This window comes from Stenotrophomonas sp. YJH_SMC_27 (assembly GCF_059369815.1).
In genome coordinates, this window is the sequence record NZ_JCAFTA010000022.1 from 24,365 (window position 1) to 41,768 (window position 17,404).

Genomic DNA, 17,404 nt, shown 5'->3' on the forward strand with positions numbered 1-17,404 from the left:
CGGCCTTCGATCAGGGAGAATCGACCGGTCCCCTCCAGCCGACGGGACGTCCTTACAACCCGCCGACTGGAGAGAGCGCGCGTGGAAGCAACCGTACACTTCATCAACAGCATCATCTGGAGCAAGGCACTGATCTTCGTGTGCCTGGGCGCCGGCCTGTTCTTCAGCCTGCGCACGCGCTTCATGCAGATCCGTGGCTTCTTCGAAATGTGCCGCCTCACCGTCAGGGGTGAGAAATCCGACGCCGGCGTGTCCTCGTTCCAGGCGCTGGCCATGTCGATGGCCGGCCGCATGGGCATCGGCAATATTGCCGGCGTGGCCACCGCCATCGCCTTCGGCGGCCCCGGGGCGATCTTCTGGATGTGGGTGATGGGCTTCCTCGGCGCGTCCACCTCGTACGTGGAATGCACCCTGGCGCAGATCTACAAGACCAAGGACGCCGAAGGCCGCTACCGCGGTGGCCCGGCGTACTACATCGAGAAGGCGATGGGCCTGAAGTGGTATGCGCTGGCCTTCGCCATCGCCACGATCATCGCCGCAGGTTTCCTGATGCCGGGCGTGCAGGCCAATGCCATCGCCGACAGCATCATCAACGCCTGCCGTGGGACCGCGCTGTGCGGGCCGCTCGACGGCCAGGCCTTCGGCATGGAATCGGTGCAGGCGCTGAAGCTGGGCATCGGCATCGTGGTCGCGCTGCTGCTGGGCGTGGTGATCTTCGGTGGCGTCAAACGCATCGCCAACTTCGCCGAAGTGGTGGTGCCGTTCATGGCTGCCGGTTTCATCCTGATGGCCATCATCATCATGGTCATCAACTACGACCGCGTGCCGGAAATGTTCGGCATCATCTTCCAGAGTGCCTTCGGCACGCATGCCGCATTCGGCGCGATGATGGGCCTGGCGGTGGAGTGGGGCATCAAGCGCGGCATCTACGCCAACGAAGCCGGCCAGGGTTCGGGCCCGCATGCAGCGGCCGCCTCGGAAGTCTCGCACCCGGCCAAGCAGGGCTATGTGCAGGCCTTCGCCATCTACTTCGACACCATGATGGTGTGCACCGCCACCGCGTTCCTGATCCTGGCCAGCGGCACCTACAACGTGTACTCGCCGGCAGGTGCCAGCGCACCGCCGATCTTCCAGGGCCTGGCCGGCATTCCCGAAGGCGCCGGTTACGCCCAGGCCGGCGTGGAAGCGGTGCTGCCGGGCTGGGGTTCGGCATTCGTGTCCATCGCCATCTTCTTCTTCGCCTTCACCACCATCATGGCGTACTACTACATGGCCGAGACCAACCTCAGCTATGTAAACCACAACAGGAAGCGCCCGCTGACGGTGCTGGTGCTGCGCCTGGGCATCATCGGCATGGTGGTGTTCGGCGCGTTCCACAATGCCACCCTGGCCTGGGCGCTTGGCGACATCGGCGTGGGCCTGATGGCCTGGCTGAACATCATTGCCATCCTCATCATCCAGAAGCCGGCGATGCTGGCCCTGCGTGACTACGAACGACAGAAGAAGCTGGGCCTGGATCCGGTGTTCGACCCTGATGCCTTGGGCATCAAGAACGCCGATTTCTGGCGCCAGCGCAAGCAGGAGAGTGTGTAAGTGAACAACCCTTGGAACAACCGCCGCCCGTCCGCCCGTCCGCCGCGCGCAACGCCGTTGCCGCGCCCGGAGGTGCCGGCCACGGGCGGTGGTGGGCGCGGTGGCAGCGATGAGCTGCGTCTGTACGGCCTGAATGCCGTGCTGGCTGCGTTCGAAGCGCGGCCGCAGGCGCTGCGCAAGCTGTACCTGCTGGAAGCACGCATTCCGCGCCTGCAGCCGTTGTTGAAGTGGTGCGTGGCCAACCGCGTGGGCTACCGCGTGGTCGAGGATGGCGATCTGAACAAGCTGGCCGGCACCACCCATCACGAAGGCGTGGTGGCCGACATGCTGCGCGCACCGGCACTGCCGCTGGCGCAGTGGCTGCAGCAGGTCGGTGACGGCCCGGCGCTGGCGCTGTGGCTGGATGGCGTGGGCAACCCGCACAACCTCGGCGCGATCCTGCGCTCGGCCGCGCACTTCGGCGTCAAGGCGCTGCTTCTGCCGGCTGGCAGCACGCTGGCGCTGTCCGGTGCCGCCGCGCGCGTGGCCGAAGGCGGCGCCGAAGCGGTGCCGCTGGTGCAGCTGCCGGAGACCGCTCAGGCAATGGCACAACTGCGCGCAGCCGGTTTCGGCCTGGCCGCGACCCTGGTCGAGGGCGGTGATGACGTGTTCCGCGCGTCCCTGCCAGACCGGCTGGTGTACGTGATGGGCGCCGAAGGCGAGGGCATGGACCGTGGCCTGGCGAGCCAGTGCGATCTGCAGGTCTCGATCCCCGGCAGCGGCGCGGTGGAAAGCCTGAATGTTGCTTCCGCCACGGCCGTGCTGCTGGCGCAGTGGGCGAGCCGCCGCGGCTGAGTGACGCCCGGTGGGTGCGAACCTTGGTTCGCACCGCTCTTCCCGCCGCAAACGCCGGGCATGGCCCGGCGCTACCGCATCATTCGTTCGGCGGCGTGGTCGCCTTGGCCTCGCTGCCGAAGCTGCCATCGGCTTCCGCCGCCAGGTAGGCGAACACAGTGTAGGCGGCCACGTTCTGTGCCAGCGCCTTCGGGTCGATCTTATCCAGCGTGTCGTCGGCGGTGTGGTGCAGGTGGAAGTAGTCCGAGCCGTCCTGCGCCAGCCACGCCCACGCACCGCCCTTGGCGGCCAGTGGGCCGACGTCCGGGCCCGGGCCACCCTTGTCGGCCTGGTACTCGATGCCCAGCGGCTTCATTACTTCGGCAATCTGCTTCGTCGCTTCGCGCGAGCCGTCCGGATTCGGCGAACCGGTATTGAAGGCGTAGATGCGGCCCGCGCCGAAGTCGCTCTCGGCGGCCAGCTGGTGCAGGGCCACGTCCTTCGCGTGCGCTTCGGCATAGGCCTTGCCGCCATACAGGCCCTGTTCCTCGTTGGCGAAGGCGATCACGCGGATGGTGCGCTTCGGTGCCTGCTTGAGCTGGCCGATCAGGTGGCCTGCGGCCATGGTGATGCCCACGCCCGCGCCGTCATCCACCGCGCCGGTGCCCAGGTCCCACGAATCCAGATGCCCGCCAATCACCACTACTTCCTTCGGCAGGCTGCGGCCGGTGATCTCGCCGATCACGTTGTACGAGGTCGCCGTACCATCCCAGCCGCAGTCCAGCGCCACCTTCACCGTGGTGCTGCCACGGGCCAGCAGGCGGGCCAGCTGGTCGGCATCGGGCACCGACAGTGCCGCAGACGGCACCGGGGTCAGGCCGTCATCGAAACGGGTGATGCCGGTGTGCGGCACGCGGTGCGAGTCGGTGCCGGCCGAACGCATCAGGAAACCGACCGCGCCCTTGCGGATCGCCTCGGACGGACCCTTGCTGCGGATCGCGCCGCCGCGGCCGTAGTCGCGGCCATCGCGGAACGGCAGCATCTGGTAATCGACGAAGGCGATCTTGCCCTTGAGCGAACCGGCCGGCGCCGCCTGCAGTGCGGTCAGGTCGGCGAAGCGCACCACCTCGGCTTCAACGGTGCCGCCCGGGCTGCCGCCCAGTGCGGTGATCTGCAGCGGCTGCGGATTTTTGCCGGTCACGGCAGCGTGTTCACTGCGGCGCTCCCACTTCGGGAAGGTCACCGGTTCCTTCCACACCTTGTCGAAGCCCAGTGCCTTGAACTTGGCTTCGGCCCAGGCCACGGCGCGGGCGTCAGCCTCGCTGCCGGCGATGCGCGGGCCGATCTCGGTGGTGAGCGATTCGACCACCTTCCAGCCGGTGTCATCGGCCAAGGCCTGGTCGCGCAGCTGTGCGGCGGTGGCCAGCGACGCCGGGGGCAGGGTAGTGGTGTGCGGCGCCGCGAAGGCCGGGGCGGCCAGCAGGGCGAGGGAGGATGCGATGGCAAGAACGCGGCGACGCATGGACAACTCCGGGAAGGGACCTAAGCCTTGGAGCTTAACAGTCGTTCAGCCCGGCGCATGGGCGGGAGGTCATGGCTGGCGCGGATGCTGTTTCCCGCCAGATGCAGCAAAGCGAAAGCCCCGCCGGGGCGGGGCTTTCGCCTGCTTCTGTAGAGCCGAGCCAATGCTCGGCTGCCTTTTGCAGATCAGCCGAGCGTGGGCTCGGCTCTACAGGTGGGGGGGGGCGCCCATAGGCGCCCGATACCTTATTTCTTCAGGCTGTCGCGGATCTCGCGCAGCAGCACCACTTCCTCGGCCGGTGCGGCCGGTGCAGCTTCCTTCTTGCGAGACAGGCGGTTGATCGCCTTGACCACGATGAAGATCGCGAAGGCCACGATCACGAACTGGATCAGGGTGTTGATGAAATCACCGTAGCCGATCACCACCGCCGGAATCTCCTTGCCGTCCGGGCCGATGCGGGCCGGCGACAGCGTCCACGCCAGCTGCGAGAAGTCCACCTTGCCGATCAGCAGGCCCAGCGGCGGCATGATGATCTTCTCGACCAGCGCCGTCACGATCTTGCCGAAGGCCGCGCCGATCACCACGCCGACAGCGAGGTCGATGACGTTGCCGCGCATGGCGAATTCCTTGAACTCGGTGAGCATTCCCATTGTTGTTTTTCTCCGGTGGGGAAGTGGACAGCGCGCAGGGTAGCGCAGGTGACGTCAGCCGGCGATCACGCCGTGGCGCTCGGCCACGTTTTCCAGGCGGGCACTGAAGCGGTCGCCGGGCTTCAGCGCAGCCACCCCGGACGGGGTGCCCATGAACACCAGGTCACCGGCACGCAGCTGCCACAGCTTGGACAGCTCATGCAGGATCTCCGGCACGTTCCAGATCATCTGGTCGAGCAGTGCCTGCTGGCGCACCTCGCCGTTGACCTCCAGCGACAGGTTCAGCGCAGCCAGGTCGCCGACTTCTTCGGCGTGCACGATTTCGCTGATCGGCGCGGAGGCATCGAACCCCTTCGCGGCATCCCAAGGATGGCCCTTGTCCTTGGCTGCGGCCTGCAGATCGCGGCGGGTCAGGTCCAGGCCGACGGCGTAGCCGTAGACCAGCGCATCGGCGTCGGCCACGGCCAGCTCGCCGGCGGGCGCATCGCGACCGATCGCCACCACCAGTTCCACTTCGTGGTGCAGGTTGGCGGTTGCTGGCGGATAGGGGATGGCATCGTCGTGGCCGACCACGATGGCGTCGGCCGGCTTGCTGAAGAACATCGGGCGGCCGCGGTCATCGGCCGCCGGCACCGCCGCGCCCATTTCGCGGGCGTGGTCGGCGAAGTTGCGGCCGACGCAGTAGATACGGTGCACGGGGAAGCTGCCGCCACCGGCTACCGGTACACGCGGCAGAGCTACGGCAGGGATCACATCGGAGACATCGGACATGCGGGCATCCAGGAAGGGCGTGCCCGCAGTCTAGAACGCATGGCGCCCGCCGTCAGCGGGCGCGGAAGGCCTGGATCAGCGCGAGGCCGGCAACACCGGCTTGCGCACCACGCGGTACTCGCCCTCGACCACGGTCGGGTCCACCGGACGCGCGGCACCCGGCTTGCGCGAGGCCAGCAGCTTCCACGCCAGGCCGACCATGATCATCGCCGCACCAACAAACACGCCGATGAACACCATCGCGGCCAGGATCGCCAAGCCAAGCAGGCCCACGGCAACGCGCACCAGCGGATGGCGCGGCTTGCGCGGCGCGAACAGGGTGCGGAACTGGTTGAAGGCGGATGCGCGGTTGAACATGGCGGCTCGATAGGCTGGGATCAGCGAAAACAGAGTATCGGGAGGCGCCACTGTCATTGAGTGAAAAACTCGTTAAATATAGCCTGTGCTAATTACGGATCAATGACTTGTGTTCATGTCGCAGCCGGTCACCTGAGCAGGCATGCGACAATTCCGGTTTACCGTCCGAGCTTTCGCCATGACTATCGCTGCTGCCCTGATCGCCCTTGATGCCATTGCCGATGGCGCGTTTGCCGAGGTCGAAGCGGTGATCGATGGCGATGCCGAATCGCTGGTGCTGTACCGCGACGGCGCGCAGGTGCGCGCATTCCTGAACATCTGCCCGCACGCCGGCCGTCGCCTGGACTGGGCCCCGGGCCAGTTCCTGAAGAGCCGCGAAGGCCATCTGGTCTGCGCCGCGCATGGCGCCTCGTTCACGCTGGACAGCGGCGACTGCATTGCCGGCCCGTGCAAGGGCGACCGCCTGCGTGCGGTGCCGGTCGATATCCGCGATGGGCAGGTCTATCTGGCTTGAGGCCGGAAGCAGTCGAGCACGGCTCGATTCTACAAAGGCTCCACGCATGGCGTGGACCCACCCCGCCATCCCACGGAATGCCAGCCGTTGACGTTGACGTTGACGTTGACGTTGATTCTGCGGGTGCAGGGCGCAGCCCTGCCAACAAACCCAACCCTCAGAACATCAGGTTGATCATCAACACCACCACGCAGGTGTAGATCAGCGACAACGGTCCGCCGACCCGCCACATCTCGCGCGGGGTGTAATTGGCCGGGCCGGTGATCATCGAAATCACCGGGTTGGAGGCCGTCATCAGGTTGTTGGACGCCGACAGCGCCACGATCAGCGCGAACGCGGTCGGGTTGCCGCCCGCCGCCAGTGCCAGATTCACCGCGATCGGTACCATCACGATGGTCGCGCCCACATGGCTGATCACCAGCGAGAACGCCGTGGTCAGCAGTGCCAGCGCCACCTCCAGCACCCACACCGGGATGCCGGTGGGCAGCTTGTCGATGGTGTGGCCGGCCACCCATGCCGCCGCACCACTGGAGTCCATCGCCCATCCGAGCGGGATCAGCCCGGCCATCATGAACACCGTTTTCCAGTTGATCGAGGCATACGCCTCGTCCATGCGCAGCACGCCGGTCAGCAGCATGCCGGCCACGCCGGTCATCAGCGTCAGCGCGACCGGCAGCTTGCTGGTCAGCGCGATCAGGATGGTCAGCGCGAAGATCGCCATCGCAATCTTGAACTTGTGCGGGCGCTGCTCGCCGGTCGGATAGTCGGTCACCACCACGAAGTCGCGGCTCTTGGCCGCCTGTGCCAGGTCGGTCCAGATGCTGTGGAAGACCAGCATGTCGCCTGCACGCAACTGCACGTCGCGCACGTCCTCGCGGATCACCTGCTTGTCGCGGTTGATCGCCAGCAGGCTGATGCCACGCTCCTTGCGCAGGCGCAGGTCGGCCGCGCTCTTGCCGATCACGTTCGAGGTCGGCGGTACCACCGCCTCGGAAATACCGGCGCGGCTCGGGTTGAACAGGTCACCCAGGTGCTTCAGGCGCGAAGACATGCGCAGGAACTGGTTCTGCGCGAAATCGTTGATCTGCTGGCGCGGGCCCATCGCACCGAGCACGCTGCCTACCCAGATGCGCATCTCCGCCGGCGGCGCCAGGCGGGTGTCATTACCGGTTTTCAGGGCCAGCAGCAGCGGGGCGTCGTGCAGGTTCTCGGCCTCGCCCAGGGTCATGCCCACCAGCGGACTTTCCGCGCTGACCACCAGCTCGAACACATCGCCTTCGATGCCATAGGTCTTGGCGAAGTAGCTCTCGGTGCGTGCTGGGGTGACCCCGTCGTTGACCAGGGTTTCTTCCTCGATCAGCTTGCGGTCGCCGTAGTAGCGGAAGTACAGCAGCGAGGCGATCAGCAGTGCCACGCCAATCGGCAGCGGCGCGAACATGCGCAGCGGCTCGATGGTGGCCAGGCCGGAAGGCAGGTTGTTGTTGGCCGAGGCCAGCAGATCGTTCAGCAGGATCAGCGGCGAATTGCCGACCATGGTCAGCGCACCGCCCATCACGATCGCCGCCGAGATCGGCAGCAGCAGGCGCTGCATCGTCAGCCCGGTGCGCGCTGCCAGTCGCGAGGCGACCGGCAGATACAAGGCCATCACCGACGGGTTCTGCATGAAGGACGAGTTCAGGCCGGCGATGGCGGTGGTCATCATCAGCAGCCGCTGTTCGACGCCGTGGCCGCGCCGCAGCAGCCATGCGGCCAGCCGGTTCAGCGCCCCGGTGCGGTCCAGGCCCGCACCGAGGATGGTGGTGGCGATGATGCTCATCACCGCGTTACCGGAGAAACCGCCGAAGATCTCCTCCGGCGCGATCAGGCCGGTGACACCGAGTACCACCAGCACCACCAGCGCGACCACGTCGGCGCGGATGCGCTCGAACAGGAACATCGCCATCGTGAAGCCGACCAGCCCGAGCACGAGCTTCATGTCGTTGGTCAGCGTCAGCGCGGTATCCATGTGGGGCGCGGCGTCCTCAGGCGATCATCAGGTGCGGTCGTACAGCAGGTCCCAGACGCCGTGGCCGAGTTTCTGGCCGCGGGTCTCGAAGTGGGTCTGCGGGCGCCAGTCCGGACGCGGCACGCTGCCACGCGGGCCGGCGCGGTTGACCAGGCCGGCAGTCGCGTCAAGCACGTCCCACATCTGCTCGGCGTAGTCTTCCCAGTCGGTGGCGCAGTGCAGGCGGCCACCCGGGCGCAGCTTGCGCACCAGCAGCTCGGCAAATGCCGGCTGCAGCAGGCGGCGCTTGTTGTGGCGCTTCTTGTGCCACGGGTCCGGGAAGTAGATGCGCACTTCATCGAGCGCGCCATCGGCGATCTCGTTCTGCAGCACTTCCACCGCGTCATGGTGGTACAGGCGCACGTGGTCGGCATTGTCCTCAGCCAGCGCGTTCAGCAACCGGCCCACGCCGGGGGCGTGCACTTCGATGCCGATGTAGTCGCGCGACGGATCGTGCTGGGCGGCGAAGCGCAGCGCGGCACCGTTGCCGAAGCCGATTTCCAGCACCTTGTGTGCCGGGCGGCCGAAGGTGGCATCCAGGTCACGCGGCTGGCCGGTGTAGTCGAGGCCGAAGCGCGGCCAGCGTTCGTCGAACGCGCGCTGCTGGGCGGGGGTGAAACGTCCCTGGCGCAACACGAAGCTGCGCACCTCGCGGCGGCCCTCGCTTACGGTGAAGGGCTTGGGTGGGGCCTTGGAGCCGGCGCTGTCAAAAGGATTGGTCATCAGCCGATCAGCCCGTCCACCGGAGAGGATGCGCTGGCGTAGCGCTTGCGCGGGATGCGCCCGGCCAGGAAAGCCTCGCGGCCGGCCTCGACTGCCTTGCGCATGGCAGTGGCCATCAGCACCGGGTTGCGCGCACCGGCAATGGCGGTGTTCATCAACACGCCGTCGCAGCCCAGTTCCATCGCGATCGCCGCATCCGACGCGGTGCCCACGCCGGCATCAACAATGATCGGCACCTTGGCGTCTTCGATGATCTGCAGCAGGTTGTACTTGTTCTGGATGCCCAGGCCCGAACCGATCGGCGCGGCCAGCGGCATCACTGCGGCGCAGCCGATCTCTTCCAGGCGCTTGGCCAGGATCGGGTCGTCGGAGGTGTAGACCATCACCTCGAAGCCGTCCTTGACCAGCTGCTCGGCGGCCTTGAGGGTCTGCACCACGTCCGGGTACAGGGTCTTCTGGTCGCCCAGCACCTCCAGCTTGGTCAGGTTGTGGCCGTCCAGCAGCTCACGGGCCAGGCGGCAGGTACGCACCGCGTCTTCGGCGGTGTAGCAGCCAGCGGTGTTGGGCAGGATGGTGAAGCGCTCCGGTGGCAGCACGTCCAGCAGGTTCGGCTCGCCCGGGTTCTGCCCGATGTTGGTGCGGCGGATGGCCACGGTGACGATCTGGGCGCCAGCAGCCTCGGTGGCCAGGCGGGTTTCTTCCAGGTCCTTGAACTTGCCGGTGCCGGTGAGCAGCCGCGAGCCATAGGTCTTGCCGGCGATCACCAGCGAATCGGGGGAGACATGAACGTTCATGGCGCGATTATCGCCTATCCGCCTGAAGATGGGATCACGCAATGGCGTGCCGGCCGTGGATCGGCATGGGTAGTGCCGGCCGCTGGCCGGCAAACCCGGACAGGCCTCAGCCCCCACCCAGCGCGTGCACGATCTCGACAATGTCGCCTTCAGCCAGGACATGCTCGCGATGGCGGCTGCGGCTGACGATCTCGCCGTTGACCTCCACTGCCACCCGGCGCTGCAGCAGCTGCTCGGCCTCGAGCAGGTCGTGAAGGGTCGCCGAGGCGGGCAGGGTGCGGGGTTCGCCGTTGAGCTGGATGTTCATTCGTGCATTGTCGCTTATAGCCCTTCGTGATCGGAACGTTTGCAATTTGATCGGGGCGCCAGCTCCAGCACAGCAGGCTTCGGCGTGCTCAGGCGACAATCCATGCGGCGGCGCAGCGTGAGCAAACGGCGGCCCGGTGAAACCATTGACCGTGCGCCGGCGTACGTGTGCCGGATTCCAACCTATTTACCCCACAGGAGTTCCTAGATGCAGCTCAGCAAACACCCGATCCGCTCCCTGATGGCGGCTGCGATCGCACTCGCCGCGCTGCCGGCCATGGCAGGCGAAAGTCCGTATTCCAAGGCCGTGTTCTTCGGCGACAGCCTCACCGACGCCGGCTATTTCCGGCCGCTGCTCGATCCGGGCGTGCAGCCGGTCACCGGCCAGTTCACCACCAACCCGGGTTGGGTGTGGGCACAGCAGGTCGCCAACTACTACGGCCTCAACGGGGGTGCCAACGGCAACGGCCAGAGTGGCGACAACTACGCCGTGGGCGGTGCCCGGGTATCGGTGGACGAGGCCGGTGGCCTGGGCGTGATTCCGTCGCTGAAGTCGCAAGCAACCCGCTACCTTGCCGCGAACGGTGGCAAGGCTGACGGCAACGCCCTGTACACCGTATGGGGAGGCGCCAATGATCTGTTTGCGGCCACCCGTGCGGCGGCAGGTGGCGCGTCGCAGGCCCAGGTGCAGGGCATCATCGGCGCAGCGGTCACCGACCAGATCGCGCTGGTAGGTGCGCTGAAGCAGGCTGGTGCCCAGTACGTGCTGGTACCGAACCTGCCGGATGTGGGCATCACCCCGCAGTTCCGCGGCCCCAATGCCGCCGCCGCCACCGCACTGTCGGCCGGCTACAACAAGGCGCTGTACGGTGGCCTGAAGCAGGCAGGCATCGAGTTCATTCCGCTCGATACCTTCAGCATCCTGCGCGAAGTGACTGCCAATCCGGGCATGTACGGCTTCACCAACGTCACCAGCACCGCCTGCAGGATCGATCCGAACAACTCCACCGCCAGCATCATCGGCTGCAACCCGACCAGTTACGTCAGCCCGGATGCAGCCAACACCTACCTGTTCGCCGACGGCGTGCATCCGACCACCGCCGGCCATCAGCTGCTGGGCCAGTATGCTGTCTCGGTGCTGGAAGGCCCGCGTCTGCAGCAGGTGCTGAGCCACTCGGCCCAGACCATCGGCCGTTCGCGTGCCGACCAGGTCAGCATGCACCTGGGTGGTCGCCCGGCCGATGGCCTGTCCTGGTGGGGCGGCGTGCGCGGTGACCTGCAGCGTTATGACCATGCCGACCTGTACGACGGCCTGGCGCCCGCCGGCCTGTTCGGTATCGACTGGGCACGCGACGGCATGGTGTTCGGCGGCTTCGCCGGCTTCGGCCGCCTCAACGCAGACTTCGGCAACAGCCGTGGCGACTTCACCCAGAAGGACACCACTGCCGGTCTGTTCGCCGGCTGGTATGGTGACCGCATCTGGATCAATGGCCAGGTCAGCTACACCTGGCTGTCCTATGACGTGAACCGCAAGGTCCAGCTGGGCCCGGCCACTCGTGAGCACGGCGGTTCGCCGGACGGCAGCAACCTGACCGCCGCGCTGAACGCCGGCTACGAGTTCGGCACCGAAGGCGGTTTCCGCCACGGCCCGATTGCTTCGGTGATCTGGCAGAAGGTGAAGATCGATGGCTACACCGAAAGCGCTGCCGCCGGCACCCTGGCCACCGCACTGGGCTACGACCGCCAGAACGTCGATTCGACCGTCGGCCGCATCGGCTGGCAGGCCCGCTTCGATGGCGGCACCGTCAAGCCGTACGCGCAGGTGACCTACGACCACGAGTTCGAAGACACCAAGCAGGCCAGCGCATGGCTGCAGACCCTGCCGGAACTGGGCAGCTATCGCGTGCCGGGCCTGAACTTCGACAAGAACTACGCCGCCGTGGTGCTGGGTGCCCGTACCGAGCTGTTCGGCCTGCAGAGCAACTTCGGCCTGAGCGCTTCGGCCGGGCAGAAGCGTGCCCAGGACGCGACGCTGTTCGCCAACTTCAGCGGCAGCTTCTAAGCAGAAACCAGGCGGGGCCGGATCCCTTTCGGGAACGAAGGGGATCCGGCCCCGCTCTGATGCGGGGGCACCATTGCGCAACACCGGCCCCAGCGCATAGACTTTCCACCGCAACGCGGGCGTAGCTCAATGGTAGAGCTGTAGCTTCCCAAGCTACTGACGTGGGTTCGATTCCCATCGCCCGCTCCATGTCTCCAGGGTATTCACCCCCGGCAGACGCGGCGTACTCGATGCACCACACCCAGCTCGAGCGTGTGGCAGCAGCGCCGCAATCTCCTCCTCAGTGTTGGGCTGTGGCCCCTTCGAACCATAGCTCGAGTGGCTTATGCGCCCGCTTGCGGCCGGGCGAAGTCCACCAGGTCGGAAGGATAGTGCGGGCAGGTGCGCAGCGCGGTGTCGTCGCCGCCATACAGCACCACCAGCGCTGCTACCTCCAGCGCCCAGTAACCCCACGCATGCGGTCCGGTCAGCCGTCGGGTCCGCTTCTGAGCCTGGGGCGACAGTAGAAAGAAGTCACGGTAGTGCACCTGCAGGTAGCCGGCCAGCAGTGAAGGGTCGAACGCTTCACCGTCGCGCAATGGCGCGAACAGCTCGGCGAACGGGCGCGGATGGAATATCGCATCGCTGGCTTCGGCAAGGCCCAGTGCCGGCGCGCTGAGGTAGTCCAGCACGCGGTCGGTTTCGAAGCAGAGCACCTGCTCCACCAGCGCCGGAAGACGATCCTGCGCATCCAGCAGCACGCCCAGTGACAACAACTGTAGTGCGTATTCGTAGTGCTGCGTTGTGCGCGGTTGCAGCGGTGCGGCCAGCGCGATGTCGTGGCCCTGCTGTTGCAGGCTGTTCCGGGCAATGGCCAGCAAACGTGCATGCTCGAGCCAGAGTTCTGCAACGTCGGCATGCATCTGCTGCAATGCCGTGGGGGCGAATCCACGGTCGATGCCTTTCAGCAGCAGGTTGCTGCCGGTCTGGGCAACCGCTTCCCAGCCGTACGCATGTTCCAGCGCCGCATGCCCCTGCAGCGGTTCCTCCGCAGGGTCACCGCCATTGCGCGCATGACGCGCAAGCAGGGCCATGCCCGCGTTCCAGTCTGCCTGCCAGTCCGGCAGGCGAAGCATGCGGCGCGGTAATCCCGGATCCTTGGCCAGTGCTCTCCATCGCGGTAGTACGTCCAGCAGCAGATTCCGGCGGTTCACGGCAGTCATCGGTTCCATCATCAGGGAAAGTCTAGCGGCAATGCCGGTTCGACCCCCATTGCCTGGCACCGCGTTGAAGGTTTGAATGGTGCGCAATCGCAGTCACCATGCCCGCATGACCGTTGATCGAATCGCCCTCCGCCGTTTCACCCAGTGGCTGCCGTTCCTGGTCCTGGTCGCCATCTGCGTGGCCTGGTGGTCGCCGCTGGGCGTGGTTGTCGCCCTGGCCGCGTGCCTTGCAGTGGGTGGTGTGCTGCAGCGTCTTGATCTGGTCGGCGATACCGTAGGCGGCGCACTGCTGCGCTCGCGGGCGACGCTACCCTTTGCTACCCGGCCGCCCACGCATGATGTCCTGTTGGATTGGGGCGAACTGGGCATGGGGGGTCCGGCCTACAGCACCCAGATGCTGCGCGATGGAGCCATTGTCGAGGGCGTATCCACTGGAGGCAGCCACGACGCCAGTGGCGAGTGGCAGACGCTGGCGGGAAGCGGGCTGCGTGTGGCCAGTGGCTATGTTGATCGCAGCGAAGCGGTGATCGTCTACGACGAAGCGGACAAGCGGGTGATGCACCTGCAGGCGATTGTTCCCAGCCTGTTCTGGCAGGAACTGCACGAGCGCCGGCAGCTTGGCGGGGATGCCGAAGCCGCAATGTGGTTGCGGGATATCCCCTGTCGATCGACCACGCTGCGGCCCTGCCGGGGTCTATGGCTGGAACCGGAGCATCCCGCGCTGGCCGCCGGGTTGCCGCAGGCATGGCGGCATGTCCTGCCGGATGCCCGGGTGCTGCAGGCCATACCGCTGCTGCCCGACGATCTGCGCCTGACCGCGCATCCGACGCTGTTCGCGCGCATCTGCCCGTACGCGCTCTGTCTTGATGGCGAGCCCAGTGACCGTCACGCTTGCGATCTGGAAACGGTGATTACCAGCCCGTCCGGACGGTGCGTGGCGGTGGCGGGCAGCGTGCTTGATGGGGATCTGCGTCCCATCGAGGGCGTATGGCTCGTCCACTGGCAGGGGTGTTGGCAGGCCATTGGCCGCCGTGCGACGGGCGGCAGCGGCAAGGCCCGCAGTGGTGCCTGGATCGATGTGATCGAGGCCGGCGATGACGGTTCGCTTCGCTGCGAAGCCTATGAGGAACACTGGACGTTCGACGCGATCACACGCGTCCCCACGCCACACACGGCGCTCGCCCTGCCTGTGGAATGGCGGGAAACCGCGCTGGCCGTGCGTGTCCGCGATGGGCACTTCTCGCTGCGCCTGCCCCCGCGCTGATCAGCGGCGGCAGGCATCCCTTGGATGAGCCATGAGGATGTCCCCGGCGACGGTGCGGTCATCGCCGGAGACGGTGCGGCGACTATCGGCTGTCAGTCTGAGTAGAAGCCGTTGCCAAGGGTGCCGGGCAGGCTGGGTTCCGGCCACGGCATCAGTGATGTGCAGGCGTCATACAGCGTGCAGAAGTCCTGCCGCAGTTGCGCAGGCACCCAGCTGCCGTAGGACACGTCGGTCGAGTCGCCCTGGCAGGCGTAGGAAACATCGATCCAGCGGGTATTGGCGTTTGAGGCAACGCCTTGGTGCTGTGTCTTGCCCGTGCAGTAGCGCAGGCCCTGGCCGATCAGGGTGTTGTTGGCATCGAAGTAGAGCCGGGAGACTGCGTGGGTCGGCGCAGCCCCTACGTCTGCGGCGCCTCCCACCAGGCCAAACAGCAACAACAGCGGAATTCCCATTCGCATCTGTGGTTCTCCTTGGATTGTGCAAGCCGGCCGTTTATGTCCATCAGCCGGCAACGGCATATTCGCACAGCCCCGGCAGGCATGCAGATGCGGTGGCCTGCGGGGCATCATCCACCCGCCACACGCCCGCGCTATGCTGCGCGCCTGCCGCCCGATCCTGCCGCGATGAAGCTCGCCATCCTGTCCCGCAACAGTTCCCTGTATTCCACCCGCCGGCTGGTCGAGGCGGCACGCACGCGTGGCCATACCGTTCGCATCCTCGACCCGCTGCGCTGCTACATGCGCATCGCCGCCGATGGTTTTTCGATGCACTACAAGGGCCGGCCGATGACCGGCGTGGACATGGTCATCCCGCGCATCGGTGCCTCGATCACCCGCTATGGCACCGCCGTGCTGCGGCAGTTCGAGCTGATGGGCGCACGCACCCCAAACCCCTCCGACGCGATCCTGCGTTCGCGCGACAAACTGCGTGCGCACCAGCTGCTGGCCGCCAAGGGCATCGACATGCCTGTCACCGTGTTCGGTGACAACCCGGATGACACCGTCGACCTGTTGTCCATGCTCGGCCCGCCGCCCCACGTGGTGAAGCTCAACGAGGGTACCCAGGGGCGGGGAGTGATCCTCACCGAAAAGGCCAGCGCATCGCGCGGCATCGTCGAGGCCCTGCGCGGGCTGTATGCCAATTTCCTGATGCAGGAGTTCATCGGTGAGGCCAAGGGCGCCGACCTGCGCTGCTTCGTGGTGGGCGACCAGGTGGTGGCCTCGATGCAGCGCCAGGCGCCGGAAGGCGACTTCCGCTCCAACCTGCATGCCGGTGGCACTGCGGTGGCGGCCAAGGCCAGCCGCGCCGAACAGCAGGTGGCGGTGCGTTCGGCCAAGGCGCTGGGCCTGTCGGTGTGCGGGGTGGATCTGATCCGCTCCGCGCGCGGCCCGCTGGTGCTGGAAGTCAACTCCACGCCGGGGCTGGAGGGGATCGAAGCCGCCTGCGGGGTAGATGTGGCCACGCGCATCATCGAGCACGTCGAGAAGCTGAAAAAGCCATGACAAATCAATATCTTGAGATTCTCATGGGCGAATGAGGCCGGCTTTAACATGCCTTTAATCGGCGCCGGCGTAGCCTTCAGCGAACCGCAGCTCTGCCTCTCAGCAGGATCGGTATCGGGATACGACTTCAGACCCAGGCGGGCCACCGCCTGGGTCTTTTTTATACCTGCCGGAAGTCCCTTGTGGAGGCCGCGTGACGGCCGTAGAGTGGCCATCGTTCCTGGATGGATCCGGAGGCTGGCGATGTACCGCATCACGATGATCGCGTTGTTGCTGGGGTTGTCTGGCACTGTCTCCGCCAAGCCGGAGAAGACCGCCATACAGATGGACGGGCAGGCACCGGTGGCCGAGCAGGTCCGGCGGGTTGAAAGGGCCCTTGATGATGGCGAGTACAGCGAGATTTCCGCTGACGACCGCGCCCAGGTGCAGCAGGCACTGGCGCGCATCACCCAGCGCATGGGGGACCACAGCACGCTCCAGGAGCTCCCGCCGCAGGTCCAGGCAGAGGTCTTCAACGACCAGGAGCGGATCAACACCGTTCTTGTCCGCGCCCACGAAGACAGCCGCCAGATCTGCCAGCACACCCGCACCACGGGCAGCAACATGCCCAAGAGCCGCTGCTTGACGGTGGCCGAGCGCCGCCGGATCGAGGAAAAGGGCAAGGCCCTGCTCAACGACCAGCGCACCTTCAACAATCTCACGCCTCCCAGTAACCGCTAGCCGGGCCGATTGACGCCCGAGCGACCGGCACTTGCTCGCGTGAAGGCGGTGCGAATACAGTCAACCCTCAACTCAAACAAGGATTCGTTTGTCATGAAGTCCCTCCTGATGTCGGCGGTCCTGGTCTCGGGCCTGACCCTGGCCACCGCCGCCTCCGCATCCAGCCAGGCCGGTGAGGTCTTTATTCCGGGCAAGCCGCTGCAGCAGCAGATCGAGCGCATCGAAATCGAGCTCAACGATGGCGAGACCTACAGCGAGCTGAAACAGGCCGACCGCAGCCGCGTGCGCGAGGCGCTGGTGCGCATGCGTACGGCCGTCGAGCAGCATCCCGACCGCGATTCCATGCCTGAACAGGTACGAACCGATGTCTTCAACGATCAGCAGATCGTGAACACGGTTTTGACACAGGCCCGTGAAGATAGTCGTCTAATATGCCAACGTGAAAAGGCCACGGGTTCGAACCGGTCCACGACGCAGTGCACGACCGTAGCCGAGCGCGCGCGACGGAAGGACAAGGCACAGCGTGATATGGGCCAGGCCCAGCGCGTCGGCAAATTCGTCAATTAG

General features: G+C 66.2%; 18 protein-coding genes and 1 tRNA gene. 9 read left to right on the plus strand and 10 right to left on the minus strand.

Annotation, left to right across the window (positions count from 1 at the left end; genetic code table 11):
• Nucleotides 1-81: 81 nt before the first annotated feature.
• Both AC5P7R_RS21280 and AC5P7R_RS21285 read left to right on the plus strand, forming a co-directional pair.
• Nucleotides 82-1,593, plus strand: coding sequence for an alanine/glycine:cation symporter family protein (locus AC5P7R_RS21280; protein WP_021202003.1), 1,512 nt, complete (start codon nt 82-84; stop codon nt 1,591-1,593).
• Nucleotides 1,594-2,427 (plus strand): TrmH family RNA methyltransferase, encoded by an 834-nt coding sequence (locus tag AC5P7R_RS21285; protein WP_111101807.1) that lies wholly within the window; start codon nt 1,594-1,596, stop codon nt 2,425-2,427. It begins immediately after the preceding gene.
• 79 nt (nt 2,428-2,506) lie between these two features.
• Here AC5P7R_RS21285 and AC5P7R_RS21290 read toward each other — a convergent pair whose 3' ends face one another.
• The 4 genes from AC5P7R_RS21290 to AC5P7R_RS21305 all read right to left on the minus strand — a co-directional run bounded on the left by AC5P7R_RS21290 (nt 2,507) and on the right by AC5P7R_RS21305 (nt 5,706).
• Nucleotides 2,507-3,928, minus strand: a complete 1,422-nt coding sequence (locus AC5P7R_RS21290) for a M28 family peptidase (RefSeq protein ID WP_478436024.1) — start codon at nt 3,926-3,928, stop codon at nt 2,507-2,509.
• 245 nt (nt 3,929-4,173) lie between these two features.
• Nucleotides 4,174-4,578 (minus strand): large-conductance mechanosensitive channel protein MscL, encoded by a 405-nt coding sequence (mscL, locus tag AC5P7R_RS21295; protein WP_019660191.1) that lies wholly within the window; start codon nt 4,576-4,578, stop codon nt 4,174-4,176.
• 54 nt (nt 4,579-4,632) lie between these two features.
• On the minus strand, nt 4,633-5,349 hold the full coding sequence (locus AC5P7R_RS21300; RefSeq protein WP_019660190.1) for a fumarylacetoacetate hydrolase family protein: 717 nt from the start codon (nt 5,347-5,349) through the stop codon (nt 4,633-4,635).
• Between the two features lie 75 nt (nt 5,350-5,424).
• Nucleotides 5,425-5,706: a hypothetical protein gene (locus tag AC5P7R_RS21305; protein WP_021202000.1), complete on the minus strand. Its 282-nt coding sequence runs from the start codon at nt 5,704-5,706 to the stop codon at nt 5,425-5,427.
• A gap of 178 nt (nt 5,707-5,884) precedes the next feature.
• Between AC5P7R_RS21305 and AC5P7R_RS21310 the strand changes: the two genes are divergently transcribed.
• Nucleotides 5,885-6,220 carry a Rieske (2Fe-2S) protein gene (locus AC5P7R_RS21310; protein WP_111098281.1) on the plus strand — a complete coding sequence of 112 codons (336 nt, stop codon included), beginning with the start codon at nt 5,885-5,887 and terminating at the stop codon, nt 6,218-6,220.
• Between the two features lie 157 nt (nt 6,221-6,377).
• Here the strand turns inward: AC5P7R_RS21310 and AC5P7R_RS21315 are convergent, their stop codons facing one another.
• The 4 genes from AC5P7R_RS21315 to thiS form a co-directional block, all read right to left on the minus strand.
• Nucleotides 6,378-8,225 carry an SLC13 family permease gene (locus AC5P7R_RS21315; protein ID WP_019660187.1) on the minus strand — a complete coding sequence of 616 codons (1,848 nt, stop codon included), beginning with the start codon at nt 8,223-8,225 and terminating at the stop codon, nt 6,378-6,380.
• 27 nt (nt 8,226-8,252) lie between these two features.
• Entirely contained in the window at nt 8,253-8,987 is a 735-nt protein-coding gene (trmB, locus tag AC5P7R_RS21320) for a tRNA (guanosine(46)-N7)-methyltransferase TrmB (protein ID WP_019660186.1), read from the minus strand.
• Nucleotides 8,987-9,781, minus strand: a complete 795-nt coding sequence (locus AC5P7R_RS21325; protein WP_019660185.1) for a thiazole synthase — start codon at nt 9,779-9,781, stop codon at nt 8,987-8,989. Before AC5P7R_RS21325 ends, trmB begins: the two co-directional genes overlap by 1 nt.
• Nucleotides 9,782-9,887: 106 nt before the next feature.
• Complete coding sequence (gene thiS, locus AC5P7R_RS21330; RefSeq protein ID WP_019660184.1) at nt 9,888-10,088, minus strand: sulfur carrier protein ThiS; 201 nt, start codon at nt 10,086-10,088, stop codon at nt 9,888-9,890.
• A 240-nt stretch (nt 10,089-10,328) separates the two neighbouring features.
• Here thiS and AC5P7R_RS21335 point away from each other — a divergent pair, with 240 nt between their 5' ends.
• The gene (locus AC5P7R_RS21335) at nt 10,329-12,149 is read left to right on the plus strand and encodes an autotransporter outer membrane beta-barrel domain-containing protein (RefSeq protein ID WP_227854186.1); all 1,821 of its coding nucleotides are present in this window, start codon (nt 10,329-10,331) and stop codon (nt 12,147-12,149) included.
• 115 nt (nt 12,150-12,264) lie between these two features.
• A tRNA-Gly gene (locus AC5P7R_RS21340) sits at nt 12,265-12,338 on the plus strand.
• A gap of 134 nt (nt 12,339-12,472) precedes the next feature.
• Here the strand turns inward: AC5P7R_RS21340 and AC5P7R_RS21345 are convergent.
• Nucleotides 12,473-13,342, minus strand: a complete 870-nt coding sequence (locus tag AC5P7R_RS21345; RefSeq protein ID WP_227854182.1) for a PoNe immunity protein domain-containing protein — start codon at nt 13,340-13,342, stop codon at nt 12,473-12,475.
• Between the two features lie 115 nt (nt 13,343-13,457).
• On the opposite strand from AC5P7R_RS21345, the gene AC5P7R_RS21350 reads away from it, so the two are divergent.
• A complete protein-coding gene (locus tag AC5P7R_RS21350) occupies nt 13,458-14,615 on the plus strand; it encodes a hypothetical protein (protein ID WP_227854181.1) in 1,158 nt (385 codons plus the stop codon).
• A gap of 92 nt (nt 14,616-14,707) precedes the next feature.
• On the opposite strand, the gene AC5P7R_RS21355 is transcribed toward AC5P7R_RS21350, so the two are convergent.
• Nucleotides 14,708-15,073: a hypothetical protein gene (locus AC5P7R_RS21355; RefSeq protein WP_227854180.1), complete on the minus strand. Its 366-nt coding sequence runs from the start codon at nt 15,071-15,073 to the stop codon at nt 14,708-14,710.
• 165 nt (nt 15,074-15,238) lie between these two features.
• Between AC5P7R_RS21355 and rimK the strand changes: the two genes are divergently transcribed.
• The 3 genes from rimK (at nt 15,239) to AC5P7R_RS21370 (ending at nt 17,404) form a co-directional block, all read left to right on the plus strand.
• The gene (gene rimK, locus AC5P7R_RS21360; protein ID WP_026347043.1) at nt 15,239-16,117 is read left to right on the plus strand and encodes a 30S ribosomal protein S6--L-glutamate ligase; all 879 of its coding nucleotides are present in this window, start codon (nt 15,239-15,241) and stop codon (nt 16,115-16,117) included.
• A 243-nt stretch (nt 16,118-16,360) separates the two neighbouring features.
• Nucleotides 16,361-16,837, plus strand: coding sequence for a hypothetical protein (locus tag AC5P7R_RS21365; RefSeq protein ID WP_019660178.1), 477 nt, complete (start codon nt 16,361-16,363; stop codon nt 16,835-16,837).
• 93 nt (nt 16,838-16,930) lie between these two features.
• Complete coding sequence (locus AC5P7R_RS21370; RefSeq protein WP_021201975.1) at nt 16,931-17,404, plus strand: hypothetical protein; 474 nt, start codon at nt 16,931-16,933, stop codon at nt 17,402-17,404.